Source organism: Coleofasciculus chthonoplastes PCC 7420 (assembly GCF_000155555.1).
Taxonomy (GTDB): Bacteria; Cyanobacteriota; Cyanobacteriia; order Cyanobacteriales; family Coleofasciculaceae; genus Coleofasciculus; species Coleofasciculus chthonoplastes_A.
In genome coordinates, this window is sequence record NZ_DS989844.1 from 186051 (window position 1) to 211542 (window position 25492).

Consider the following 25492-nt stretch of genomic DNA (forward strand, 5'->3'; position numbering starts at 1 on the left):
TATAAGTCCACGGTGTAACTTTTGGTCGATAACCGTTAACGCTTACGCTTGGCTGATACCCGGCATTGTCGCTCGATATCAACCTTAACCAACGGCTCCCAGTTAGAGACATTGTAGTAATCGTGTCTACGATTGACTACAGGGCATCGACCAATAAAATTATTAAATTGATATAGAGCACTCCATACGTGCTTTCTCGGATTCACTCCAAGATAGGCGGACACAGAGCGCGGCAATCTCTCACTCTTATTCATTCCTCTTCTGGCAATTGCTAGGGCTGCCGCCACATCAGATGATAGTCCATACATCCGACTATATTTAACCAATCCAATCAAACTCGTGTAAGCTGGATTGCACAAAGAAAGAGCTATTCCTCGGTTGGATAAAATCGATGACAAAATCTGATAAAAACGACTGTATGCCCAGGCAGAAAGCATTCTAGCATATTTTTTTCCACGCTCTCTTAATTGAGCTTTCTTGGTGGAAAAATCCAAGCTTTCGCACAGAACTGGGCAGGCAAAATTCCTGGCTAAAACGGCTAATTTTAAACAAACATCTACAATTTGAGCATCTTGTTTACCTTTGGGTAAACCCGTCTGAAAAGGAATAGTTCCCTGAGCTTTTAAATTTCCTTGACCATCAACATAAGCCCAACCGATAGAACTAGGATTTAAATCGATACCCAGGGCACCATACTGAATTTCTCTACTAACCTTCTCCACCGCTGCGGGCGTGAATTGAACAGCGACCACCCAGCGATTCTCCTTTCTATAGAAGTGCCATGTTTTCGCACCACTATTGGGTAATCTATTAATATGACGGGAGAAGCTGCCTATTTTTGATGTGACATATTTCCCAAATTTGGCTTCCAGACAATTGGGGACTCTCAACACCTCGGCTTCGCTCGGTGTTGACGCTGAGCGAAGTCGAAGCGTCAACTTGAGAGTATCTCCAGACCATTGACAAGTTTGATTCCCATAAATTTCATCCTTGGAGCCAACAATAAATACTGACCCTCTGGATACCTTTACTCTAATTTTCGCTGATTTCAGATGTTTAATTTGATTGTGAAGTCGGTGGATATATCGCTTTTTGTGATGCAAACCTTGACGCAAATGATGCCAGTTAGTTTTTCTCGTCTTGAGGTTTGACGATAAGGGAAAATTACAGCCTTTTGGGGAGGATTGCCAGTTCTTTTTTCTATAGAACTTCCCAGCCAATTTAATTTTATTTGTGGCTTTGGCTACCCAATCTTTCGCTGACTTAACTCGTGATTCTAATTGCTTTATCTGGCGCTTTCTACATTCTTTGGCTGAGGAGGTTTTTCCTCTGGCTAATGCAATTACTCCGTTAGCATAACGCTTACTGAGTCCGTATTTCTCTTGCATAAGACTATTCCAACTGGATTGATTGAATTTTATTTCTTTATTTAATAAATGGTTAACGGTTTCAACTGTTGCTTGATAGAATATATCAGACAATGACGTTAAAAACATCTCCAAGTCGGTGAAACCGATGGGGTTAAGTTCATCGGCGGGAGTTGGCAAGCCCTTGCAATAAGTTATCGTCGTCATAGCTTTTTGGCTACCTCCCTCAGTTCGGTCACTATTTTTTTTGTGCTTATGACTACGCAGTCCCTTATGTACCAATTAAGTCAACAATATCATATCGACTCCAGACCACCAGCCGTCCGAGAAGCTCATCAGCCAGCCGTTGAGTTCCCATCGGTGCAACGTGCAAGACCGTCACACAAAGTCGAGTAGCTGCTTCTTGGGGAGTTAAACTAGACATTCCTGTATTATACATCAAAAATGTCTAGTTATGTCAATGATTGTCTAGATATTTACGGACTGTTAGTTAACCCTTCCCTTAACCCTGACTTCCGGTAGACGTAATCCTCTGCTAAAAATTAGTAGGCTTGTTATTGAGTGTCCAGCATTTTCCCGTCCTCTCAGACATCTGAGGTGGGTTAGTGAGGCGCTAAACCCTTGTTTTAAAACCTAACGAGCATCAAGTTATATAAATTGCCAATATCAAACAATTGGCATCTTGCTTGTCTTGAATAACTGTAAGTAGCTCAAGTAATTAAGGAGGATATAAAATCATAATGGCTAATAATCCAATTTTCAAAATTAAAGAATACGGTCAAAGTATCTGGATGGATTATCTGGATCGCCAGCTAATCGAATCCGGTGAATTGAAAAACAAGATTGAGACTCGTGGAATCAGCGGGATTACTTCAAATCCCAAGTCCTTTGCTAAGGCGGTGTCGAATAACCGAGTTTACGATAGCGATATCGAAGCGGGGATCAAAGGCGGAAAATCTACATCAGAGATTTACGAATCCCTGATCTTTGAAGATATCCGCAACGCCTGCGACATCTTCCGCCCTATCTACGATGAGTCTGGCGGAACCGACGGCTTTGTCAGTATTGAAGTCTCCCCTCACTTAGCGCGGGATACCCAACGCACGGTTGAAGAAGCTCGACGCTTTTTCCGCGCCATTGACCGGGATAATGTGTTTATTAAAATTCCGGGAACGAAAGAAGGATTCCCGGCGATTGAACAGGCAATTTCTGAAGGGATTAACGTTAATATCACTCTCCTGTTTTCCGTGGAGAGTTACGTGGAATCGGCTTGGGCTTATGTTCGTGGCTTAGAAGCACGAGTTGCTGCTGGTAAACCGATTGAGAATATTGCGTCAGTAGCGAGTTTCTTCCTCAGTCGCATCGATACTAAGGTTGATAATCGCATTGATGAGAGACTCAAGCGGATTGGTACAGAGGAATTGAATGAAGAAGCCCGCTTACGGGAACTGAAAGGAAAAGTCGCGATCGCGAATGCTAAGGTTGCCTATCAACGGTTCAAGGAAATTATCGAGAGCGATCGCTTTAAAGCCCTAGCTGAACAAGGAGCAAATATACAACGGGTGCTCTGGGCAAGTACCAGCACTAAAAATCCGGACTACAGTGATGTCATGTATGTGAATGAGTTGATTGGTCCGAACACGGTGAATACTCTACCCCCGGACACAATTGAAGCTTGTGCTGATCATGCTGATGTCGCCCCCAATCGGGTAGAAACTGAGGCTGATAAAGCGCAGAAGACGCTGGAAAGTCTGGGTGAACCTGATATTCAGATCGACTATGACCAAGTTATGGCAGAACTGGTTGAGGAAGGGATTGAAAAGTTTGCGAAACCCTTTGATTCGTTGATGAAATCGATTGAAGAGAAAGCTGAACAGCTTACGCCAGTTTAATGAAACGCTGGCTAACTGTGAAACCCGCCTCTACAAATTCAAACGTCAAACTTAAACAAAGGGCGGGTTTTGCAACTAAGCTAGGAAGGACTATTAATATTAGTCCCTAAACCCGCCCCTACAAATTCAAACGTCAAACTTAAACAAAGGGCGGGTTTTGCAACCAAGCTAGGAAAGACAATTAATATTAGTCCCTAAACCATCCGTATCAACTTAAGGCTGGAACCCTTACTTAATAAGAGATCCCCCCTAGCCCCCCTTTTTGATCCCCCTTCCGTCCCCCTTAAAAAGGGGGAGACCAAAGGATGCTTCGCTTTTTGTTCCATGGGGGAAGCCAGAGGATGCTTCGCTTTTTGTTCCATGGGGGATTTAGGGGGATCTAAACTTTGAGCCCTAGTTATACAAAGTCTTAAGTTGACACCAATGTCCCTAAACCCACCCCTACACAATCAAAATTCCTATGAATGCCCCAGCTATTGCGATCGCGTCTAAACCCACGCCCCCAGAACGCCAAAATCTGGAACACCAAGCCGATTACAACACCATATCAGCATTACCCCAAGTTTGGTCGTTAGCCGCCCAGCGATTTGGGGATACTGTCGCCTTAGAAAACCCTTACGCCAAACCCGAAGTCAAGCTAACCTTTGCCCAGATGTGGCAGCAAATTCAGCAGTTTGCGGCTGGATTACAAGCATTAGGCGTCTCGGCGGGCGATCGGGTAGCTTTGTTTTCGGAAAATAGTTCCCGCTGGTTTGTGGCTGACCAAGGTATTATGACCACTGGGGCGGTTGATGTGGTGCGGAGTTCTCAAGCTGAACAAGAGGAACTTCTCTATATCCTTAAAGATAGCGAAGCGACTGCCTTAGTTGTGGAAAATCAGGATACCTTAACTAAGCTGGATCAGCATTTGCATGATTTGCCGATTCAACTGGTTATTTTATTATCCGATCAGGAACCCGACGCTGAGTCGGAGTTGAATATCCTCAATTTTCCCCAGGTGTTGGAACGGGGAAAAAATCACACATTCCAACCGATTGAACAAGCCCCTGACACCCTCGCTACCCTAGTTTACACGTCTGGCACCACCGGGAAACCCAAGGGCGTTATGCTGAGTCATGGCAACCTATTGCATCAAGTCACTAGCTTGGGTGCAATTGTACAGCTAGAAGCAGGCGATCGCGTCTTGAGTATTCTCCCCACTTGGCATGTCTATGAACGCGCTATTGAATACTTTGCCCTCTCCCAAGGCTGTACCCTGATTTATACCACGCTGCGCCATGTTAAGCGGGATCTGAATGCCCAACACCCTAACTATTTTGTCTCGGTTCCCCGTTTATTGGAATCGATTTATGAGACGGTGCAAAAGCAGTTAAGTAAGGAATCTGCCCGCAAACAGCGCCTAGTTAATATCCTATTCTCGATTAGCGATCGCTTTATTAAAGCCCGTCGCCTTGTCCATGGCTTAAGTTTAGAACATCAGCAGCCTTCTGGATTCCAACGTCTCTGGGCTAGACTGCAATGGTTGACATTGGTTCTGATTCATGTATTAGCTGACCAATTCATCTATCAGAAAATTCGCGAACAAATCGGTGCAAACTTAAAGCAAACCATCTGTGGTGGTGGCGCACTTTCCCAGAAATTAGATGATTTTTATGAAATAATTGGCATTGAGGTACTCGAAGGCTATGGTTTAACCGAAACCTCGCCCGTTTTAACTGCCCGTCGTTCTTGGCATAACCTCCGGGGTTCTGCGGGTAAACCGATTCTAGAGACAGAAATTCGTATTGTTGATCCAGACACCAGAGAAACCCTTCTCCAAGGAGAAAAAGGATTAGTTTGGGCGCGGGGATCTCAAATCATGCAAGGTTATTATCGCAACCCAGAAGCCACGGATAAAGTAATTGATGCCCAAGGATGGTTTAATACCGAAGACTTAGGCTGGTTAACGGTTCAAGAGGACTTAGTTTTAACCGGACGGGCAAAGGATACAATTGTCCTAAGTAATGGTGAGAATGTCGAACCGAAACCGATTGAAAATGCCTGTATGCGGAGTCGTTATATTGATCAGATGGTGGTGGTGGGTCAAGATCAGAGATCGCTAGGCGCTTTAATTGTACCAAATTTCGATAACTTACAGGGGTGGGCGGCTGAAAATCAGTATCACCTGCAACTCCCGGATGGGGAATCTGCTTCCGGTGAGGAAACGATTGACTTAAATAGCAAACCTGTTCAGGAATTTTTCCGCCAAGAAATCAATCGAGAAGCGAAAAACCGTCCTGGTTATAATCCCAATGACAGAATTGGTGTATTTCGTCTGATTTCAGAACCCTTTTCTCAAGAAAATGGCATGTTAACTCAGACGCTAAAAGTTAAGCGTCATGTTGTTAGAGAACAGTATCAAGATTTGATTGATGAGATGTTTGCTTAAGCCGCGATGATGGGAATTAAATCTGGAATTCAATCCTTACTATTCGGATTAGTTTTGATTGGACTATCTGCCTGTTCTAGTTCTCTGAGAGTGGGTTGGTTCAGTAGGAATCTTCCAACTCAGACAACAGTCTCCTATACAGCTCTTTGCGCTGTAATAAAGTACAGTAGATCAAAGTCCCCCTTTTTAAGGGGGATTTAGGGGGATCGACAATGTACCGCATAGCAGAGCAAACTGATATAACACATTCACGGGGACAGAGCGACGGAAAATTGAGGTTGATGCCGGAAATGAAGTTGTCCTGGACGTTCAGTCTGAGGTGACGAAAGGCGATTTAGAGATCAGAATCCTCGAACCCGATAAAGAGGTGCTAAAAAGGATAGAAACAAATCGCGATCGCGAGTATAAATTTGAGGCAGAAGAAACCGGAAACTACTGGGTCGTGATTACAGGCGATAATGCGGGAGGGAGTTATGAGATTCAGTGGGACATAACCTCATAAATCAATTGTAGGGGCGGGTTTAGGGAAAATTGTAGGGGCGGGTTTAGGGAAAATTGTAGGGGCGGGTTTAGGGAAAATTGTAGGGGCGGGTTTAGGGAATCAATTCAGATATCCACCGATAACGGAAAAACAAAACCCGCCCTATCTCACCGATAACGGAAAAACAAAACCCGCCCTCCTCACCGATAAAGAAACAACAAAACCCGCCCTTATTTTTAAGAACAATGAACCATGAACAATCACCACTTATTGCGCTGTAGCCAATCCTTTATTTAATTGCCGCATATACTTATCTAAATCCCCAGCCACTTGACCCGATAAAAAATAAGCGCCGAGTAAATTGGGAAACGACATGGCGATTAACATACCATCGCTAAAATTAATCACCACACCGGAACTTAAAACCGCCCCCGTAAAAACCGCCAGGATAAACAACACCTTATAGAGTATTAAATTATTCTGTCCAAATAAATAATCCCAACAGCGTTCGCCGTAATAACTCCAGGAAATCATCGTCGAGAAAGCAAAAAAGAAAATCGCGATCGCAAGCATCAGGGGAAACCAGGAAATCGCTGTTCCAAAGGCGACTGAGGTGACTTCCGCGCCACTGAGTTGAGTAAATTCGGGATTGCGATAGACGCCTGTAATCACAATCACTAACGCCGTCATATTACAAATTACTACTGTATCAATAAACGGTTCTAAGAGAGCGACAATCCCCTCCCGCACAGGTTCTTGGGTTCTGGCGGCGGAATGGGCGATCGCGGCTGAACCCACCCCCGCTTCATTAGAAAATGCTGAACGCCGTAATCCTTGAATCATCACGCCAAACACTCCCCCCTCCACCGCCTCTGGAGATAATGCGCCGTTAACAATCGTCAGCATCGCGCCAGGAATATCCATAAAATTCGTCACCAGAATCCACAGCGCCGCCACAAAGTAAATCACACACATCGCCGGGACAATCGCACCCGCCACTTGACCAATCCGTTTAATCCCACCAATAATCACCATTCCCACGAAAGTAACCAGAATCAAGCCATAAAGCCAACTGCGCCCCACAAACCAGGGTACAACGGTAGTTATCGCCGCATAAGATTGGTTCGCCTGAAACATACTTGCGCCGCCAAATGCGCCACCAATACCCAGAATCGAGAAAATAACCGCCAACACTTTTCCCAGGTTCTGATGTCCCATTTCCGCCAAACCCGCCGACAAATAGTACATTGGACCCCCAGCCACCGTACCATCGGGTTTAATTACGCGATATTTCTGACCCAGGGTACATTCAACAAACTTACTCGTCATCCCAAACAGTCCCCCCAGCGTCATCCACACCACCGCACCGGGACCCCCTAAACTGATTGCGATCGCGACTCCAGCAATATTACCCAATCCCACAGTAGCCGAAAGCGCCGTTGCCAGGGCTTGAAAATGAGACACCTCCCCGGCTTCTGTCGGATCATCATACTTTCCTCGTAACACCTCAATTGCGTGCCAAAAGCCCCGGATGTTAATAAATTTCATCCGCAGGGTAAAGAAAACTGCACCGCTAATCAGCCAAAGGACACTGATCGAAAAAATACCTAGGGTCAAAAACTGCACTGTGGTCTGCTCACTCAGGATACAATGATATGTCCTTCTTAGTGTGACAGTGCATCCTCCCTTCTTCAACAAAATCGCGGGAATCCTCGCCCTCAACTCTCGTAGGGCGAGGAGGGATATGGAGGCATCCATTTTTTTACGCTACGCATAGACCGTTACTCCTCCTGATTAGCTCGACTTTACTGGGAACAAACTGCCCGATGCGCTTCCAGGTGTAGTCACAAACGGAAATATTTTTAGTCTTTTTGGTATCAGTGAATCCGCTGACGTAACCAATGTAAGACTTCCCAGCTTTCTCTGCTCTGACCAAATCGCCAATCCTTACTCCAAATGGTGTGATTGTCCCGCCTTTACGCTTTCTGTCTCCCGACTTATCTGGGACTTCAAAATGCAGTTGGCGACGGAAAAAGCCATACTCTTTTCCCCGCTTCACAGCACCAGGACGGGTGATAATTTTGAATGGGGAAGAAGTCACGTTAACACTGCCCTTGTGGGCATAACCATGGGAGTTAAAACCAACAAATGGCACATATTTGACAAAATACCCACAAGCCAACGTCACCCCATCAACCGCATGGGTTTCCGGTTTAGCTATGGACTTGTTGGTCTTATCTTTCTCTAGCCCTAGTTGGGTTCGGAGTTGGAATGTGCCATTCCCGTCCTTTTGCCAACCGCGCCGGACATAGACAGGGGCGATTTTCTCCATCTGGGATATTGCCCAATTCTGACCAACCATCACCGGGGAGAAAGCTTTCCCAGACTTGGCGCGTTTGCGCTTGGTTTGGTCTATATCAGCTTTAACCCGCTCATAACCAATCGCCGCTACTGGAAAAATAGCCGCCAACTCTTTAACTACCCTTAACTCCAGTTGTCGTGAGGCTTTAATGGATGGGGGAAGTTTACATTGTTTGCGGTTATCGAACCTGCATTGTCGATGGTTGCGCTGTTTGAACGGGACATTCCGATTGATTCTTCGTCCCCGACGAGACCGTCGTAACATGGCGCGGGTTTCCATCCGTTTCTTCACCCGCCCAAATGGGAGGATGAGGTGTAGTTGTAGCAGGGTGTATTTAGCTGACTGGACACCGATACCGGAATAAGATTTGCCCGGATCGACTCCAACAGAAATGGGCTGCATCTCCTCAGCCGATGGTGGTGTGGTGAGTTGGACATAATAGACACCCAAATCGGACCATTTCCCCACTGCTTTACCTTCTTTGACCCACCGTCTAGACCTGGAGGGCTTAGTAGGCATCAGCGGTTTTCCTTCTTTGCTAACTACTGGAACACGATTCATAGATATAATCCACTCGTGTAAATGTTTACGTCTCTTAAGGCATTGGTAGGGGTGTGTCCTGGAATTACCCAGTCAAGAGAGATTCCTGAGTCTACAGTTAAGCCGAACTAGAGAAACGTTCGGAAGTGATTATCCCCTACCAACTCATGCCCTTATTCATGATTTCCTGGCAGGTTATCTCTGCCAATCCGCGTCTTCACGAAGTAAGGCGCGGTTCATGAACTGCTTTGCGGTCTATGGGTGATTATCGAGGCACATAGCGATTATCTTACTTTTCTTGCTCTCCTATATTCAATCCGAAGCTGTTGTACAGAAGGATTCTCAGCTTCAATAAAGCTATCCCGCTGAACTTCCTCTAATCCTAAGTCCTGAAATTGGGCAAGTTCCTGATTAGAAAGCGCCCAAGGTGGACCATCAGGTTCAGCCTCTGTCTGGCGAAATCGCGTGATTAATAACAGGATTCCCTCTATAGCCACCAAAGCCGCGATCGCATCAATCACAGTTGATCGTACATTTAAGGGTAACGCTTGGATATTCCGGCATTCTAATACCAAGTCAAACTGATGACGCCAAGCTGGATCTAACGCGAACAAATCAGCGACAACATAGCTAACTGGGGAATTGGGAAATCGTTGCTGACACCAGGCGATCGCGGTTGGAGAAATATCAAAGGCTGTCACGTTGAAACCCACTCTAGCCAAGGCTTCCGCATCATCACCTAATCCACAGCCAATAACTAAAGCCGAGCGATGATTCCCTTGGGGCTGATTTTTATTTAGCCAATCTTGGAAATAGGGATGGGGTTTTAAACGCGCCCACGGTACTTGATCGGGATCACGATTGGCTTGGGAATATAAGCGATCAAACCATCCAGAGGGATCGGATTTGTTTAGCGCTTCTGTTGCCAATAATTTGACTTTCTGCCGTAATCCTTCGGGTTGTTTTTCAAACATCAAACAGTCTCCAAGGGGGATAAGGGGGGATGGAGAGGGCTGGACCATTGGTGTCAACTTAAGCGCTAAAAGCAGGGGAAGCAGGGGGAGCAGGGGGAGCAGGGGAAGCGGGGGAAGTAAGAGAATGCTCTTGCGGATTGCTCTTTCTCCTGTAATAGCTTAGGGAGAAGCAACACGATTAGTTTGTGTTGAACGGCTCGAAACCTTAATTGGCAAGGGTTGTGGCTTAAGTTGACACGGATAGGGCTGGACTAAACCCTACCTATGCGGCATGTAACTCCATCTGACTCCCTAAAATCTGCTGAATCTTCTGATGTAACTCGGCTTGGGTATGAGGTTGAAGCATTTCCAAAGACGCCAGTAACCGTTGCCTATCGGAGAAGGGTAACATTGCCATCAACTCGTCCGCCTCTTCTAGCATACGCTCTTGGGCTTCTGGAATTAGGTTCATCCAATTCGATAACAGCAAGTTACGCTCTATAATTGTTAATTTCCACTGATATTCAGGCATCCTGATCGGCTCCTCTATTCCTTCGTTTTCCTTTGTTCAGGATTTACTGGTGTGGATCAGGATGCTTTGCTGGTTAACTCACAACTCTCTCATCTTCCCGACTTCGTACCGCTTCGCTAACATTTTCCTCGTCTCCTATAACCGATGTATCAATCATCCCACTCGTTCCGGAATCAGGCTCATTCTCGGATAACCGATTTCCTCGCCCAATCTCTCGCATTTTCCATATAAATCAGTATCCGTTTCCAATATTTTTTCCAGTCTCCCTCTATCTTTAAGCAGTTTTTGACCGTCTCTAGGTAGAAAATAGTCGTGCGGCGTTCATCATTGTCAGGGCATCGCTCCAAAATCAGATTGTAGAGCTGCTGCCAATGATATTGCCAGTTGCCTTGCTCCGGATGGAAAATTGCCTCAAACAGGTTTCGCCAGAAAAACTCAATCGTGCCAATATCCTTAAGATGTTCTGGCGTTGGTTTATCCCAGCCAGTATGGCGAGCGCGTAAATCACTAATCGGCGGCAGATGTCCGCTCATAGATAACAAGGGGGCTAAAATCACTGATGCATATTTTACCTGTACCCAGAGATAATGGGATGGTGGATGACAATAGGGTACGGAAGCAGAGGGAGCTGGGGAAGCTGGGGGAGCTGGGGGAGCTGGGGAAGCAGAGGGAGCTGGGGAAGCTGGGGAAGCAGAGGGAGCTGGGGAAGCAGAGGGAGCTGGGGAAGCTGGGGGAGAAAAAATGAAATTAGGGATCGCTGCGAGCAGTATTGGGTAACGTGGGATATATTACCCGTGCGGCAAGATCTCAGTTAAAAGCCATCTAACTTGCCCAACTAAAAAACAGCGCGGCTAGGATAATCAAGCCCAAAAGCGCTAGAGGAACCCAGAGATTCGCCAGCTCAATCATCGCTTTACCTCGTGAGACCCCAACCTCAGCGAAGCAGGTTGGGAAGAGATAGAGGTCAAACCGTGCCACTCACTTCGACTTCGCGGCAATTGAGCCTGTCGAAATTCAGTGTGGTGAGGTTTGACAATCCAACTGTTGATACCAGTCCGGTATTTCGCTGCAACAATTGGACTTTTTTGGCAGTGAACTGTCCCAACCGTTTCCAGTTAGCGTCACTCACCGAAACTTTGGTTTTGGTGTCACCGGAAACGTAACCGTAGTAGGTGATGCCTGCTTTTTCAGCCTTGACATAATCGCCCTTCCTTAACCCACTGTGGCGAGTAACCGTGCCACCATAGTTTCGCCGCAGCCCTCCCTTGCTGGGAATCATTAGGTGTAGTTGGCGGCGGCAAATTGGGGGGCGGCTGATTACCGCAAATTGACAGGGTGTTACCGCTATTCCACCATTGAAGGTGCCACTTCTCCCTTTGATTTGGCGATACCGCATGAACTGGGAAGCGGCGAGGCAAATACCATCAACAGCATGGGCGGCGGGTGACTCTTCAGCCTTGTTCTTGGACTTGGGCAAGCCAAGGTACTGTCTTAGGGTTGAGGTGTGCCATCCCTCTTGGGTGTGGACGGTGTAGCCAGCTTGTTCTAACTGTTCAATCTGCCAATACTGCCCGACCATCGCGGGACTAAACCCTTTGTCCCCTCTGGCTTTAATCACCTCAACGACAATGTCCTGGAACGGGTAGACTCGCGATAGCTCTTGAATTACCCTTAGCGCTAACTGCTTATTAGCCCGGATGCTAGGCGGTATTTTGTTGCCCCTGCGGTTATTGAATCGGTGCTGGCGGTGACTGCGTTGATCAAAGGGTAACTTCCGGTTAATCCGTCGCCCTCGCCGTCCCCGTCGCATCATTGCCCGTTGGTTCATCCGTTTGGTCACGTTCTTAAACACCAACTTTAGGTGTGCCAGGAATAGGGTTGTTTTGGCTGATTGAATCGCAATCCCCGTGAATAGCTTTCCCGGATCAATTCCGGCTACGATATCTTGGGTTTCTTCTCCTGATGGTGGTTGAGTTAACTGGACTTGGAATATGCCTAAGTCGTTATGTACGACTTTAGCTTTACCAGCTTTTAGCCACCGCCGAACACGGCTAGCTTTAGCTGGCATTAGTGGTTTACCTTTCGGTGATAAAACTGGAACACGAATCATGGGTATAAGCCTTTCGTGTAAAGTTGTCTGTCCCCTCGACCACCGTTAACAAAATGTCCTCTCTTAGAGCGTCTAAACAAGTAGACTTACAGTGAATCCAAACTGGGGAAGTATTTGGAAGTGTGTATCAGTTAACGGCTTGGTGGTCTATTCAACTCTTAACGTTGCCAGTCCTGTCTCTGGCAATCCCCACGCTCCACGTTAGTAGCGTGGGGTTGTTGAATTGGTCGTGTTTTGCCGTTGGTTACGGGAATGAATCCATTGATTATCGATAAACAAACTATAAACTAAATTGGATGATGAGGACAAAGGATGACCTATCTCGACCTAGTGACATGGCTGCGAGAACGCACAGCTTTTAGCATTCTCTCCGATGAAATTTTACAGGCGATCGCGCCCCGAATGGAAGCGCTAGCGGTAAATGCCCAGGAGCGTCTGGTGATCGAAGATACCCCGGTAGACTATCTCTACATTCTGCAACAGGGGCGTATTGAAGGCTACCGAACCAACCAACTGGGTTCGATTTGGGGCGTCAGTTGGCTTCCTGGTGCCGTGATTCATTTACAGGAGTTACTTCTCAATCAATCGGCTCAAAGAACCATCGTCACCCGCAGCGACTCTCACCTGTGGCGCATCCCAGCCGAACAATTCCGAGACTTAATCCACCAGTATCCAGAAATATCCCAAGCCTTCTCACCACAACTAGCCCAAGACTTGGCACACCTGTCGTCTCAACTCAAGGTTGAACAAGAACGCCAAGTGACGCTGCGCCCCTATTTAGTCAACAAAGCCAAACGGGGAATTATTGGTAGAAGCCGTTATGCGGTGCGATTACGCCAGCAAATCAAACAAGCCGCCGATACTCGCCAGTCTGTACTCATTTTCGGTGAACCGGGACTGGAAAAAGACAACACCGCCGCGCTGATTCACTTTGGTTCAGCCTATCGCCGCGAACCTGTGATTAAAATCGATTGTAGTAAAGTGCAAGCCAGTGGTGCGGAACTGTTTGGGCGGGAAGGGGGCAAACCGGGACTCATTGATTCCCTGAACACAGGGACGTTGATTCTCAATAATGTGGATGAATTGCCCCAGGATTTAATGCCTCAACTGGCAACTCTCTTAGAAACCGGAACCTATCAACAGGTTCGCCGTTCCCTAGAACAATCGACCCAGGTGAAACAGTGCAGCGCCCGGATTATTATGATTACCGAAACGGCGCTCCCCACCATTAACCCTCTGGTTGGGCAAGTGATTAAAGTTCCGCCACTACGGGTGAGAAAAACGGATATTAGCGACCAGATGAACTATTACATTAGTCTCTTATGTCGCGCTAAAGGAATTAATAAACCCAAAATTACACCCGAAGCCCTACGTCAGTTACAAGCCTATGATTTTCCCGGTAATCTCAGGGAATTAAAAAACTTAGTGGAACGGGCGCTGGTTCAATCGGACTCTGGCAAAGAACTCACGGAAGAACTGTTGTGGCCCTCCCAGAGTAAGAAAAAACAATTCCGCTTTAATCTCTTAAATGCCTATCCCCAACTGCGGCGATTTTTACGAAGTGATTGGTGGCCCGATCGCATTAACTATGGATTTACCTTAAGCTTGTTTGCCCTAGTCGTAATCATGGGCTTCATCGGTCCGCAAACCCGTGAGGAAAACTTCACCTTAAATCTCTTTTGGGCATGGTGGTGGCCCCTCATCTTGATTGGCTTTCCCTTTGTGGGACGCCTCTGGTGTGCGGTGTGTCCGTTTATGATTTATGGAGAAGTGACCCAAAAATTATCCCTGTGGCTATTTCCGCGTCAGTTAAAACCGTGGTCACGACAATTAGCGGAAACCTGGGGCGGTTGGTTTTTGTTTGGCTTATTTGCCCTAATTTTCTTATGGGAAGAACTCTGGGATTTAGAAAATACGGCGTATCTTTCTGCTTGTTTACTCTTATTAATTACGGCGGGAGCGATGATTTTCTCGGCAATTTTCGAGCGTCGCTTTTGGTGTCGCTATTTGTGTCCCATTGGCGGGATGAATGGTTTATTTGCCAAGTTGTCGATGACGGAGTTAAGGGCGCAGCAGGGAACCTGTTCAGCCGAATGTAGCACCTATCAATGTTATAAGGGTGGACCCCAGAAAGGGGAAGGAATGGAAACCAATGGCTGTCCATTATATTCCCATCCCGCCCAGTTACAAGATAATCGGGATTGTGTTTTATGCATGACGTGTTTAAAAGCCTGTCCACACCGTTCTGTGGAGGTAAATTTGCGCCCGCCAGGGATTGAGTTGTGGACAACTCATATTCCTCGTAGTTATGAGGTGGCGTTATTGTTGTTGTTGTTAGGCGGTGTGTTTTTGCATCGCTTACCGGAGTTAAATCAGCAACTGAATTTACACCTAGATTTGAGTCAATTTGTCACACACGCTTGGTTTTCGTTGGCGGTTTTGAGTCTCCCGGCGTTGATTCCTTTAATTGCTTATGGTGGAATTCAATTAACTTACCGACTGATTCAGACGCTCAATTTAACGATACCTAATCCCAAGCCGCGATCGCTGATTGAATTGGCGTATGGATATTTACCGTTGGTATTGGCGGCGAATCTGGCGCACCATTTACGGTTGGGGTTGACGGAAGCAGGGCGGATTTTGCCTGTAACCTTTGCCACTTTTGGGTTAAGTGGTGAGGGATTACCCGTGTTTGTAGCGCATCCGGCGGTGATTGCGTTTTTACAGGGAGTGACGTTGATTGCAGGTGTACTGCTGAGTATGGTTCTGACGCAGAAAATTGCCAGCCAGCCTGTGCGATCGCTCCTGACGCAACATTTAGGGATAGTCGCTTTGGGGATAAGCCTTTGGGCGATTATTGTTCGGTAGTCTTTTGTCCTTTGTCATTCGTCAAGCACCCCTGAACCTGTAGAGACGCGCCATGGCGCGTCTCTACAATTTTGAAGATAAATTTTTACCATAAATAAATTCATTTGTCAAAACAATAGCAATAGGTTTTCGGGAATAAACCTTACGTAGGGTAACTAGCGAAACCTCTATCTCCTTCCTTGGTTTTCCTGGGGGATTGGGGAGAAGTTTGCTATTTATTCTTTATTCCGGAATCGCCATGAAGCACAGTGACTGGTTGCGCCTAACCAAAGAAGGTGAACGTCTTTGTTCAGTTCTCAGACAGCAGGGGTATCAATGTCAAAAACAACCTCGCCGTCTGGCTTGGAACGTCACTAAAGCAGAAGATTCTCATACATTGACCTATTTACCCGCGCCGATAGCCAGTTGGACAGTTCTACCCAATCAGGAAACTCCCGCCCGAAAACAACTGATGTTATTGGTGCGTAACGCGCTCAAACAGGAACGGTTAGAGACACTGACTCGCCAGTCGGACATTCAAAAACCGTTAGACTTAACCCGTCCTTGGGTCATTATCCGCTTATTGAATGATGCGCGTCACTATACGGTAGCCCGATTTTACAACCGTCAAGACGCTGAAGATCACAAACGTGTACTCCGTCGCTTTATGCGTGGGGCTGAATTTGAGGTGATTTTTGACCCTGGCGATGAGTGACGCTATTCGTCATTTGTCATTTGTCATTGGTAGTGGGAGCATCTTGCTCCCTGGAATACTCTATGACTTGCTCCCTGGAATACTCTATGACTTGCTCCCTGGAATACTCTATGAAAACGCTACAGATTATATAGAGAGCGAGTCAAAGACGATTGATTTGACGTGAACAGTATTTAATTGTCTTTTAGCAAATAAAAGTCTGTTTGTCAATATATTTGAGTAAAAAGTGAATCTGAAATAACGAAAACTGTGAGCATCAAACGCTCAATAAGGACGACGAATACACTGTTGAGTCATGGACTGACAGGGAGCGTTGCCGATCATCGAATGATCGCCGCTATAGCTGATCCCTCAAGGTAATGCGGCAATGCCAGTCCCACGTCAGAATGGTAATTTCTCGACATAAACCAGTTTCTTTATCCAATCTTCATCAAATTCTGGGAACTCTTTACGTAAACTTTATAAATAAGTTTTGAAGCAACTACGGAGTCATCTTTACAAAAAATTCATAAATAATCGGACTGATCTTTACACAAGCTTTACCCACGCATTCCGGAAGACAAATATGATGAGAACAAATGCTCAATTGGTTAATCACATCCACTTTTCACGCAGCTACACTCGGAAAATAATGAACAAGACTTTAACGAAAATCGCAGTTACCGGTGCCAGTACAGTTTTAGGAGCTACCGCAGCCCTCAGCCTCTCTATCCCCGCTCAAGCAGCTTTGCTCGGTCCAGCTGCCAGTTGTAATGTATTAGTTTTTGGAGATATGAACGCCAAAAATACGGATGCTGAAGGAAGTGTTTGCATCGGTGGCAATGCAAAGCTAGAACCTTTTACAGTTCACTCGGATGTATCCAATCCTGCAAGTCAACTGGATAGTTTAGTTGTTGGCGGCAACTTGACCTATGGTAATAGTGAAATAAAGCTCGGTAATGTTTTTGTGGGTGGCAATGCTAGTTTCTCTAATTCAACCATAAGTAAGGGAAATGCTGTTGTGCATGGCAACGCCAGCTTTACTAATTCAACGATTAAAGAAGGTGATGCTGTTGTAAAAGGTGATGCTGAATTCACCAATTCAACCCTAGAGCAGGGAGATGCTATTGTGAATGGTGAAGTCACCTTCAACAACGACCCTACTCTTAATGGAGACATAATTGAGGGTCAAGACGTTGAAATTCCTGATTTGCCTATTAATTTTGGCGAAGCTGAACAATTTTACAAGAATTATTCGGCTTACTTGGGTGGTTTCACTGATGCTGATAATACTTCAACACTGAAAATTTTTAATTTCACGACCTCAGGTTTGGCAGATGCAATTGCTCAGGGATTGAACCTTACATTTGATTCCAATTCTACAGTGTTGGTTAACGTAACAGGTTCAGAATTAAATCTTACTGGCGGTGAAATCAAGCTAAATGATGATCCAAATGACACTTACGCCAACCGTGTTATATTAAACCTTCCTAATGTAACAAAGCTAAGTACTAGCGGTTTTTCCTGGAACGGGAGCGTATTAGCTCCAATGGCTCACTACGATTTTAACAATGGTCATGCTGATGGACAAGTGATAGTTGCATCCCTGAGCGGAACAGGAGAATTCCACAATGTTCCATTTGACGGAAACTTGCCTGATCCAGAACCTGTTCCCGAACCCCTAACCATTCTAGGTTCCGGTATGGCGTTAGGATTCGGTACTTTCTTTAAACGCCAACAGTCTAAAAAGCAAAAGAATGCCAAGCAATAATCTGAATTGATTGATCACTCTTATGCTCAGGATTTGTAGGGGGACGATATATCGTACCCCTACACTGTTTTACCGGGAAACTTAGATATCTAGATCAGTCAAATCCAGTCGAGAACCGTAAGTTTCAATGAACTCCCGGCGGGGAGCAACCCGATCGCCCATGAGAACGGTAAAGATGCGATCGGCTTCAGCCGCATCTTCGATCTCCACCCGCTTCATCGTCCGCGTTTCCGGATTCATGGTGGTATCCCAGAGTTGTACTGGCATCATTTCACCCAACCCTTTAAACCGTTGGATCGTGTAATTGGCGTTAGCGGGGAACTCATTTTGAACCAGGTTCGTGAGTTCGCGATCGCTATAACAGTAGTAATGATTCCGTCCGCGTTCTACTTTATACAATGGCGGACAGGCAATATGGATATATCCCTGATCCACTAATGCCCGTTGATAGCGGTAGAAAAAGGTCAGCAATAGGGTGCGGATATGGGCGCCATCGACATCCGCGTCCGTCATAATTACGATGCGGTGGTAACGCAGATTCGAGGGGTCAAATTCCTCTCCTTTGATACCCAAACCCAGGGCGGTAATCAGGGATTGAATTTCTGTGTTCTTGTAAATTTTGGCATCATCGGTTTTCTCAATATTGAGAATTTTACCCCGCAGCGGTAAAATCGCTTGAAATTGGCGATCGCGTCCTTGTTTGGCACTATTGTGAACAAAAACGCCACTGGCTAGGGCAAAGTTATGGGTATGGGGAACTTCAATATCGTAAACATCCACCCGTTTTTCTAGGCGTTCGATAGCAACAACCCGATGATTGTCTTTCCGGGATGGGGACTCCTCACGCACCAACAGAGCCACTGATGATTCTTTAGTATCTTGCCCGGAGTGAGGAGGGCGCAAGGATGGTGTCCCTACAGCCCCGACTGTTGGATATACCGCATTGGCTTGGACATCACGAGAAAACGCCACTTCAGATAAGCGGGTGTTGAACCCAGCCGCATCAATCTCTGCTAACCTCTGCCCTCGGCTTCGTTCTGATAGCTTGGCATTCAGGGACATCAGGAAATCCTCTGGCGTTAATAAGGCGGCGGCTTTATAGCTACCATCTCGTACCATAAAGGGATGATCGGGTGTACAAATCAGCGTTTCTCCATTATCCAGTGTCACCTGAATCACTTGGGCATTCGCCTTTGTGATCCGAGGGTGGATAATCCGTTCTAACCCAATTTTTCCATCATGGCGAATCGTGTAGCAAAAATGCTCTTTCCCCATCGCCTGTTCTGCCACAATTTCTTTGAAGCTGAGAGAACGCCCATCGGCTAACGCCACCCGCGTATCGCCATCAAAACAACCCCCTGCACTATCCCCCTCAACGATGAAGATTTCCGATTCAGCCGGATCTCTGGAACTACAATCGGCTAACTTACCCGGTAGGGGAGACGACTCTAATACAGACTTCCGCCGTACCAACTCCCGCGCCCGACGTGCGGCTTCGGCGGCTTTAAAGGCTTGGATGGCTTTCTCTAAAACAGAATCAGCGACTTGAGGACGAAATTCCAGGTACTCTGTCAATACTTCACCCACCAAGGAATCCACGATACCTCGGACTTCGGTATTCCCCAGTTTGGTTTTAGTTTGTCCTTCAAATTCTGGCTCAGGGACTTTGACGGAAATGACGCCAGTTAATCCTTCGCGAACATTCTCGCCGCCCAGGTTAGACTCACTCTCTTTTAGTTTATTCCGCTTGCGTGCGATCGCGTTTAATGTCCGAGTCAGAACTGTCTTTAATCCCTCTAAGTGCGTTCCACCGTCAATTGTGCGGATATTATTAGCAAATCCTAGCAGGTTATCGCTGTAAGCATCCACGCACCATTGCAGCGCCACTTCCACTTGCACATTATTCCGTTCACCCTGAACATAAATAATTTCTTGGTGCAGGGGTTCCTTCTGCCGATTCATGTATCCCACATATTCCTGGATACCCCCCTCATAGTGGTAGCTGTCTTGGTGTTCAGGAGAGATGCGGTGATCCGTAAACGTAATCCTCACGCCGCCATTCAGATAGGCAAGTTCTCGCAGTCGCCCTGCTACCGTACTGTAGTCAAACTCGATCCCATTGGTAAAGATTTGGGTATCGGGTTTGAACGTCACCGAGGTTCCCGTGCGGTTTTCTTTACTGGGTTTAACCGCCAACTCACCCATGGCAATCCCGCGTTCATAGCGCTGGGTATGAACCTTTTTCTCTCGCCAAACCGTAACATCCACCCATTCTGACAGGGCGTTGACGACAGAAACCCCAACCCCGTGCAATCCGCCGGACACTTTATACCCGCCGCCGCCAAACTTACCGCCCGCGTGCAGCACCGTCATTACGGTTTCCAAGGCTGATTTACCGGTCTTAGAATGAGTATCAGTGGGAATACCCCGTCCATCGTCAGTCACGCTAACGGAACCATCGCTGTTGAAGTCAACTTCGATATGAGTACAATAGCCAGCCAGCGCCTCATCGATCGAATTGTCTACAACCTCGTAAACTAGATGATGGAGTCCCCGTGGTCCGGTAGTTCCGATGTACATTCCCGGACGTCTGCGTACCGCTTCGAGACCTTCTAAGACTTGAATCTGATCGGCACTGTAGCTACTTGTCATATCAGGGATTCTCCAGTATAACGCTTTGAGCGGTTTATATGCTTTAAAATGACAAAACACTCGAAAATTTTAACACAAAAGGGTTACAGGCGGCTACAGAGTAGTCTGAAGAGATATTTATAGAGGGGATAGACCTTGCTTGGGATTGGGCAGGGGAGCGGAGGAGCGGAGGGGTAGAGAGGCAGAGGGGGGAGATAGGGGAGAGAAGAATTGTTTCAATGAACCATGAACAATCAACAATGAACAATCAACAATGAACTATAACAAGCATCCCCAACTGATTGTGATATGTGGGGCGACGGCGACAGGGAAGTCGGGGCTAGCGTTAGAATTAGCGCAGCGATTAAATACCGTAATCTTAAGCGCGGATTCCCGTCAAGTTTACCGAGAGTTTGATATTGGCACAGCTAAACCTTCAGTCGCCGAACGACAGTTAGTCCCCCATTACTTGATTGATATTTGCGCTCCCACCGAAACATTAACCGTAGCCGACTATCAGGAACAAGCCCAGGAATTGATTACATCTCTCCATTCGCCCCTATTACTGGTGGGGGGTACGGGCTTGTATATTAAAGCCATAGTCCGGGGATTAAAGATTCCCAGAGTCGCCCCCAATGAAAACTTGCGATCGCAGCTTTCTGGTTTGGGTCAAACTCAATGCTATAGCTTTTTACAACAAGTCGATCCCATTGCGGCTGAGAAAATTCATCCCCATGATCAAGTGAGAACATTACGGGCATTAGAAGTATTTTACATCACCGGACGCCCCATATCCGAGCAGCAAGGGGAAAATCCGCCGAATTATCCTATTCTTCAAATTGGTTTGCAATGTCAAGACGCTGACGCCCTCACCCGCCGTATTACCCAGCGCACCGAAATGATGGTGACAGCCGGATTAATAGAAGAGGTGAAAACATTGGTGGATAAATATAGCTGGGATTTGCCGCTTTTAGATACCTTAGGGTATCGGGAAATGAAACACTATTTAGCGGGTGATATATCTTTATCTGAGGCAAAAGCGTTAACAGTTGTGCATACGCGACAATTTGCCAAGCGTCAGCGAACTTGGTTTCGGGCGTATCCAGACATTCAATGGTTTGATGCAGATCGTCCAGATTTAGTCGATCAAGTTTGGCAACGTGTACAGGAATTTCGAGACAATATATCAATGAACTTAAGCTAGGTTTGTAGTTGCGCTTTAGCGCCATCAGCGCTTGCATCACTTATTACTAGCGTAGTACAGCTAAAATAGTGCAATAAGTTGTAGATTGGGTTGACGACAGGAAACCAAACAGAATATGTGACCCGCATCGCTTACTACAAATCGAATCTAATCTATCAAATTAAGGGACTTGCGGAAAAATAGAATACCAGTCATTGTAGAGGAGAGGAGGCTTCTCAAAGCAATGCTGTTGAACACTATCATGCTCAAAGAGAACTGGGATGATACTAGCTCAAACCGTACTAACTACATTCTGGCGATGCCATTCAGGTATAGTCTAGTGCATCGCGGCAGCAATCCTTGAGCAGCTCACCCTACTGGCGTGACCCAGCTAAAATGGTGCATTAGTATCGGGGAAAACGGATTTAATAATGAGAACACCCCTATACTGGACGCGATCGCTCTCCAAATATCTGGATGAGTCCACAACCACCCGCCAACAAGAATTTGAGAACACCTTTCTACTGGACGCGATCGCAACTTCATGTTATTGAGGTTGTCACACAATAGTCGGATGTTAGGAGCATGAGGATAGTCAACATCTAATAGATGTTTCACCTCCTCTGCCCAGTCCTCGCTGGTGCGACTATCCCGACAACTTACTCGTCGCCCGCCTCGATTGGGGTCAAAGAACATGAATCTGAAGTTCCCCCATACAGATGTACTGCACCCAGCGTCAAGCCTTATACTGTAATAGTTTTAACGCTCAAGCCCCTCAAAAATCGTACATAAGTAGCACTGGCAAGAATAGCGCGTTGGCGATGCCTGCTGAAGAAGGAACCTATCGCGCTATTCTTCCAATAAACAATCTTATCGGTGAAAACCCTCGCTACATCACAGTGAGGCAGTGCAAGATTTTTTGGCTGGGGGAACTTCAGGTTAATGCATAGGTTTGACCAAAGGTCAATATAATATATTATATTATATTAGTCCTATATTTGCGTATATCATACGCAAACTTATTTTAGTTTTTCCCTCTCCTTGTAAGGAGAGAGTTAACTAGGGACAATTGTGATATCCCATTTAGGCAATGTTTCAGAACGCTGCCAGAAGGGATAGTAATCTTCTAACTCTGTGGGCAGGACTTTGATGCCTTTTTCATAGATGGTTTCGATGTGATGGACAATTGGAGCAATTCCCTTCCAAGTCATATTGGCAGCCCATTGTATGGCAGCTTCTACTGAGTCTAAAATGGCACCATTCCAATAGTTTTCTAGGACGGCCCAACAGCGTTCTATCGGATTGTACTTGCTGTGGTAGGGAGGATAGTAAATCAGGCGAATTTTTACATCAATCTCTTGGGAAAGTTCAACCATTCGTTTGATAAATTGGGTGCGGTCACTGCGAGTTGCTACACCGCCATCAAGATCAATCACCCATTCAGAAATCTCCGGATAATCGGGTTGATTTTGTTTCCACCAAGCAGTTAAACAATCGACGATAAAGTCACTAGTTTCAACAGAGTGACCCATATAATCGATATGTCGCTGTGGTGTGAGAATACAAAGGGGATAAGATACCTGCCACTGGGTATCGTGTCATCCGCTTTTTCGGCTTCAAAGTCCGTGCCTTACCACCTCTGGACAGATTGCCAATTTTGACCTTGGCTTTGGTATCAATAGATACTCGCAACGATTTGGGATTTTCATCTGATGCCTGATTCTGTTTAAATACATTATCGAAAATGGCATCGGTTTGAGGCGTTTTTTTTAAAGGTTTTGTTTTTTGGGTTTTTTTAGGCGATACCCCAAGCGGTTGAGAATTTCACCTATTGTCTGCCTAGAGGGCAAGTCGCTCTCAGAGTAACCAACTTCGTTTACTAATGCCTCTCGGACTGCTTTGGCACTGATGCGCGTATATAGAAAGGTCGATTGAAATTTTGGGTCGGCTTGGGCTTCTCTATCTACCAGGGAGTGGATATCCGCTTCTAAGTTAGGCAGCACTTGTTCCGTTTTGTGTCGCCCTCTTGCTTGATAGTTATCTACACAGATAAGTCCGGTTCGCCGTTCATTCAATCCCAGTTGTACGCTATGGCGATTCCAGCCCATAGCGGTTTCCGCTTTGCGGGCTGACCCATCAAAATAATCTTCGGTGACAGACGCGATAAAATCTCGTTTACGGTGACCTGTCAGTTTCTCACTGGCATCTTTAAACGTAGCTAGTACAGTTTGAGCTAGTATCATCCCGGTTCTCTTTGAGCATGATAGTGTTCAACAGCATTGCTTTGAGAAGCCTCCTCTCCTCTACAATGACTGGTATTCTATTTTTCCGCAAGTCCCTAAGTGGAATAGCACTGAAATAAGCATTTGGGGAGCGCCAAAACCCTTTATCTATTGTAGGGTGGGCATTGCCCACCAGCCTTAAGTCAGTGACATTCAACTTAGTTCAACGTCGCGCTTTCTTTAAATCTTGCAGCAATGATTCGGCTTTCTTGACACCATCACGATTGTCCTGACGCCGGAAGAGATCACGCGCTTTTTCCACAGCCGTAATCGCTTCTGCTATGCGCTCTCGTCCTTTTAAGGCTAATCCTAAATTATAGTGGGCTTGGGCATCTTGGGGGGCAATTTCAATTAAGCGTCGATAGGCGACAATAGCTTCTAAGTAATTTTCCTCGGTGAGTAAAATATCACCAATAGCGGCTTGAGCTTCAACTAAGTCTGATTGAACCGCCACGGCTCTTTGAAAGGCTTTCAATGCACCGACAAAATCTTCTTGAGCTTGGAGGATTTTGCCAATTTGCAGATAAACTTGACTATTATTCGGTTCTAGTTTTGCCGCTCGGTCAAAAACCTTCAGTGCGGTGTCGATATCACCCTGAGTTAACCAAGCCATGCCCAATGTAAGCTGAATATTACTATCCAGAGGCGCTAAGGATTCAGCTTGTTGGAGTGCTTTAATCGCCTCTTGGGGACGCCCCTGCTGGAGAAAAACGGTACCGAGTAACTGGTGTGCCTGAGCATTCTTGGGTTGAAGACTGATGACTTGGCGGTAAACTTGGATGGCTCCGTCATAGTCCTTTTGACGCAGGAGGACAACGCCTAATCCCCAATAGGAGTTAATATGGTTGCGTTCAAGTCTTAGGGCTTGACGATAAGCCTCTGCTGCTGCTGCATTCTCTTCGGCATTGGCTAAACTGTAACCGAGAGCATACTGAAACTCCGCATTATTCGGCTCCAGGGCAATTGCCTGTTGATACGCCCTAGCTGCTTCTCGGAAGTTCCCCTGACGCGCCTGGAGATAACCGATTCCGGAGAAAATCTTGGCATTATCTCGATCTAGATTAGCGGCTTGTTGATAGGTTGCGATCGCCTGAGGATAATTTCCCGCATCCACTAAGTCTCGCGCTTGACGGAGTAACTCACGCAGCCGCTGTTGTTCCGGCTGTAGCTGGCTAACGAGCTGGGGTTGACTGGCGTGAGCCACAGGGGTTAGGGTTATCGTCAGTCCGGTGATGAATAGGCTACTCACCAGAAATAGAGTCGGCTTGGACACAGCTAATCTTCTCGTCGCGATTGAGTGTAATGTGTTTGGTTTACGCCAACCAGAGCTAGACATCAGGACATCCTCAAGAGGCATAGGTAAGGGTTCAGTGCCAGTTTTCCAGCAGAAATTTTGACCAAAGAGGATTGTAACAGAGA

The 25492-nt window shown here is 46.4% G+C and carries 19 protein-coding genes and 3 pseudogenes; 9 read left to right on the forward strand and 13 right to left on the reverse strand.

What is annotated here, in order from left to right; all coding sequences use genetic code 11:
- Nucleotides 1-35: 35 nt before the first annotated feature.
- Complete coding sequence (locus MC7420_RS06470) at nucleotides 36-1574, reverse strand: hypothetical protein (protein ID WP_006099223.1); 1539 nt, start codon at nucleotides 1572-1574, stop codon at nucleotides 36-38.
- Between the two features lie 70 nt (nucleotides 1575-1644).
- A pseudogene (locus MC7420_RS41170) lies at nucleotides 1645-1791 on the reverse strand (IS607 family transposase); the annotation flags it as partial.
- A 316-nt stretch (nucleotides 1792-2107) separates the two neighbouring features.
- On the opposite strand from MC7420_RS41170, the gene tal reads away from it, so the two are divergent.
- The 3 genes from tal (at nucleotide 2108) to MC7420_RS06485 (ending at nucleotide 6189) form a co-directional block, all read left to right on the forward strand.
- Complete coding sequence (tal, locus tag MC7420_RS06475) at nucleotides 2108-3259, forward strand: transaldolase (RefSeq protein ID WP_006099318.1); 1152 nt, start codon at nucleotides 2108-2110, stop codon at nucleotides 3257-3259.
- 460 nt (nucleotides 3260-3719) lie between these two features.
- Nucleotides 3720-5687 carry an AMP-dependent synthetase/ligase gene (locus tag MC7420_RS06480; protein ID WP_006099512.1) on the forward strand — a complete coding sequence of 656 codons (1968 nt, stop codon included), beginning with the start codon at nucleotides 3720-3722 and terminating at the stop codon, nucleotides 5685-5687.
- Between the two features lie 319 nt (nucleotides 5688-6006).
- A complete protein-coding gene (locus MC7420_RS06485) occupies nucleotides 6007-6189 on the forward strand; it encodes a hypothetical protein (RefSeq protein WP_044205476.1) in 183 nt (60 codons plus the stop codon).
- Nucleotides 6190-6435: 246 nt separating this feature from the next.
- On the opposite strand, the gene MC7420_RS06490 is transcribed toward MC7420_RS06485, so the two are convergent.
- The 5 genes from MC7420_RS06490 to MC7420_RS06510 all read right to left on the reverse strand — a co-directional run bounded on the left by MC7420_RS06490 (nucleotide 6436) and on the right by MC7420_RS06510 (nucleotide 11088).
- Nucleotides 6436-7794, reverse strand: coding sequence for an alanine/glycine:cation symporter family protein (locus MC7420_RS06490; protein WP_006099577.1), 1359 nt, complete (start codon nucleotides 7792-7794; stop codon nucleotides 6436-6438).
- Nucleotides 7795-7930: 136 nt separating this feature from the next.
- On the reverse strand, nucleotides 7931-9091 hold the full coding sequence (locus MC7420_RS06495) for an RRXRR domain-containing protein (RefSeq protein WP_044205480.1): 1161 nt from the start codon (nucleotides 9089-9091) through the stop codon (nucleotides 7931-7933).
- A 263-nt stretch (nucleotides 9092-9354) separates the two neighbouring features.
- Nucleotides 9355-10044: a class I SAM-dependent methyltransferase gene (locus MC7420_RS06500; protein ID WP_006099385.1), complete on the reverse strand. Its 690-nt coding sequence runs from the start codon at nucleotides 10042-10044 to the stop codon at nucleotides 9355-9357.
- 262 nt (nucleotides 10045-10306) lie between these two features.
- Entirely contained in the window at nucleotides 10307-10555 is a 249-nt protein-coding gene (locus tag MC7420_RS06505) for a hypothetical protein (protein WP_044205484.1), read from the reverse strand.
- 179 nt (nucleotides 10556-10734) lie between these two features.
- On the reverse strand, nucleotides 10735-11088 hold the full coding sequence (locus MC7420_RS06510) for a hypothetical protein (protein ID WP_157453064.1): 354 nt from the start codon (nucleotides 11086-11088) through the stop codon (nucleotides 10735-10737).
- A gap of 59 nt (nucleotides 11089-11147) precedes the next feature.
- Between MC7420_RS06510 and MC7420_RS06515 the strand changes: the two genes are divergently transcribed.
- On the forward strand, nucleotides 11148-11300 hold the full coding sequence (locus MC7420_RS06515) for a hypothetical protein (protein ID WP_157453065.1): 153 nt from the start codon (nucleotides 11148-11150) through the stop codon (nucleotides 11298-11300).
- A 219-nt stretch (nucleotides 11301-11519) separates the two neighbouring features.
- Here MC7420_RS06515 and MC7420_RS06520 read toward each other — a convergent pair whose 3' ends face one another.
- A complete protein-coding gene (locus MC7420_RS06520; protein ID WP_044205493.1) occupies nucleotides 11520-12665 on the reverse strand; it encodes an RRXRR domain-containing protein in 1146 nt (381 codons plus the stop codon).
- Nucleotides 12666-12977: 312 nt separating this feature from the next.
- Here MC7420_RS06520 and MC7420_RS06525 point away from each other — a divergent pair, with 312 nt between their 5' ends.
- The 4 genes from MC7420_RS06525 to MC7420_RS42320 all read left to right on the forward strand — a co-directional run bounded on the left by MC7420_RS06525 (nucleotide 12978) and on the right by MC7420_RS42320 (nucleotide 17977).
- Entirely contained in the window at nucleotides 12978-15533 is a 2556-nt protein-coding gene (locus MC7420_RS06525; RefSeq protein WP_006099445.1) for a sigma 54-interacting transcriptional regulator, read from the forward strand.
- A gap of 238 nt (nucleotides 15534-15771) precedes the next feature.
- Entirely contained in the window at nucleotides 15772-16227 is a 456-nt protein-coding gene (locus tag MC7420_RS06530; protein ID WP_044205496.1) for a hypothetical protein, read from the forward strand.
- Nucleotides 16220-16393: a hypothetical protein gene (locus MC7420_RS39275; RefSeq protein WP_157453066.1), complete on the forward strand. Its 174-nt coding sequence runs from the start codon at nucleotides 16220-16222 to the stop codon at nucleotides 16391-16393. The genes MC7420_RS06530 and MC7420_RS39275 overlap by 8 nt, the downstream gene beginning before the upstream one ends.
- Nucleotides 16394-16858: 465 nt before the next feature.
- Nucleotides 16859-17977 (forward strand): PEP-CTERM sorting domain-containing protein, encoded by a 1119-nt coding sequence (locus MC7420_RS42320; protein WP_006099393.1) that lies wholly within the window; start codon nucleotides 16859-16861, stop codon nucleotides 17975-17977.
- Nucleotides 17978-18058: 81 nt separating this feature from the next.
- Here the strand turns inward: MC7420_RS42320 and gyrB are convergent, their stop codons facing one another.
- On the reverse strand, nucleotides 18059-20629 hold the full coding sequence (gyrB, locus tag MC7420_RS06540; protein ID WP_006099284.1) for a DNA topoisomerase (ATP-hydrolyzing) subunit B: 2571 nt from the start codon (nucleotides 20627-20629) through the stop codon (nucleotides 18059-18061).
- Nucleotides 20630-20882: 253 nt separating this feature from the next.
- Between gyrB and miaA the strand changes: the two genes are divergently transcribed.
- The gene (gene miaA / locus MC7420_RS06545; RefSeq protein WP_006099226.1) at nucleotides 20883-21812 is read left to right on the forward strand and encodes a tRNA (adenosine(37)-N6)-dimethylallyltransferase MiaA; all 930 of its coding nucleotides are present in this window, start codon (nucleotides 20883-20885) and stop codon (nucleotides 21810-21812) included.
- Between the two features lie 510 nt (nucleotides 21813-22322).
- Here the strand turns inward: miaA and MC7420_RS36610 are convergent.
- From MC7420_RS36610 to MC7420_RS06565, 4 genes and pseudogenes are all read right to left on the reverse strand, one after another.
- Nucleotides 22323-22490, reverse strand: a pseudogene (locus MC7420_RS36610) (IS630-like element ISMae25 family transposase); the annotation flags it as partial.
- Between the two features lie 356 nt (nucleotides 22491-22846).
- On the reverse strand, nucleotides 22847-23353 hold the full coding sequence (locus MC7420_RS06555) for an ISAzo13-like element transposase-related protein (protein ID WP_269546254.1): 507 nt from the start codon (nucleotides 23351-23353) through the stop codon (nucleotides 22847-22849).
- Nucleotides 23307-24034: pseudogene (locus MC7420_RS06560) on the reverse strand (ISAzo13-like element transposase-related protein). The gene MC7420_RS06555 and the pseudogene MC7420_RS06560 overlap by 47 nt, the downstream one beginning before the upstream one ends.
- 202 nt (nucleotides 24035-24236) lie before the next feature.
- Entirely contained in the window at nucleotides 24237-25409 is a 1173-nt protein-coding gene (locus tag MC7420_RS06565; protein ID WP_157453067.1) for a tetratricopeptide repeat protein, read from the reverse strand.
- Nucleotides 25410-25492: the final 83 nt, after the last annotated feature.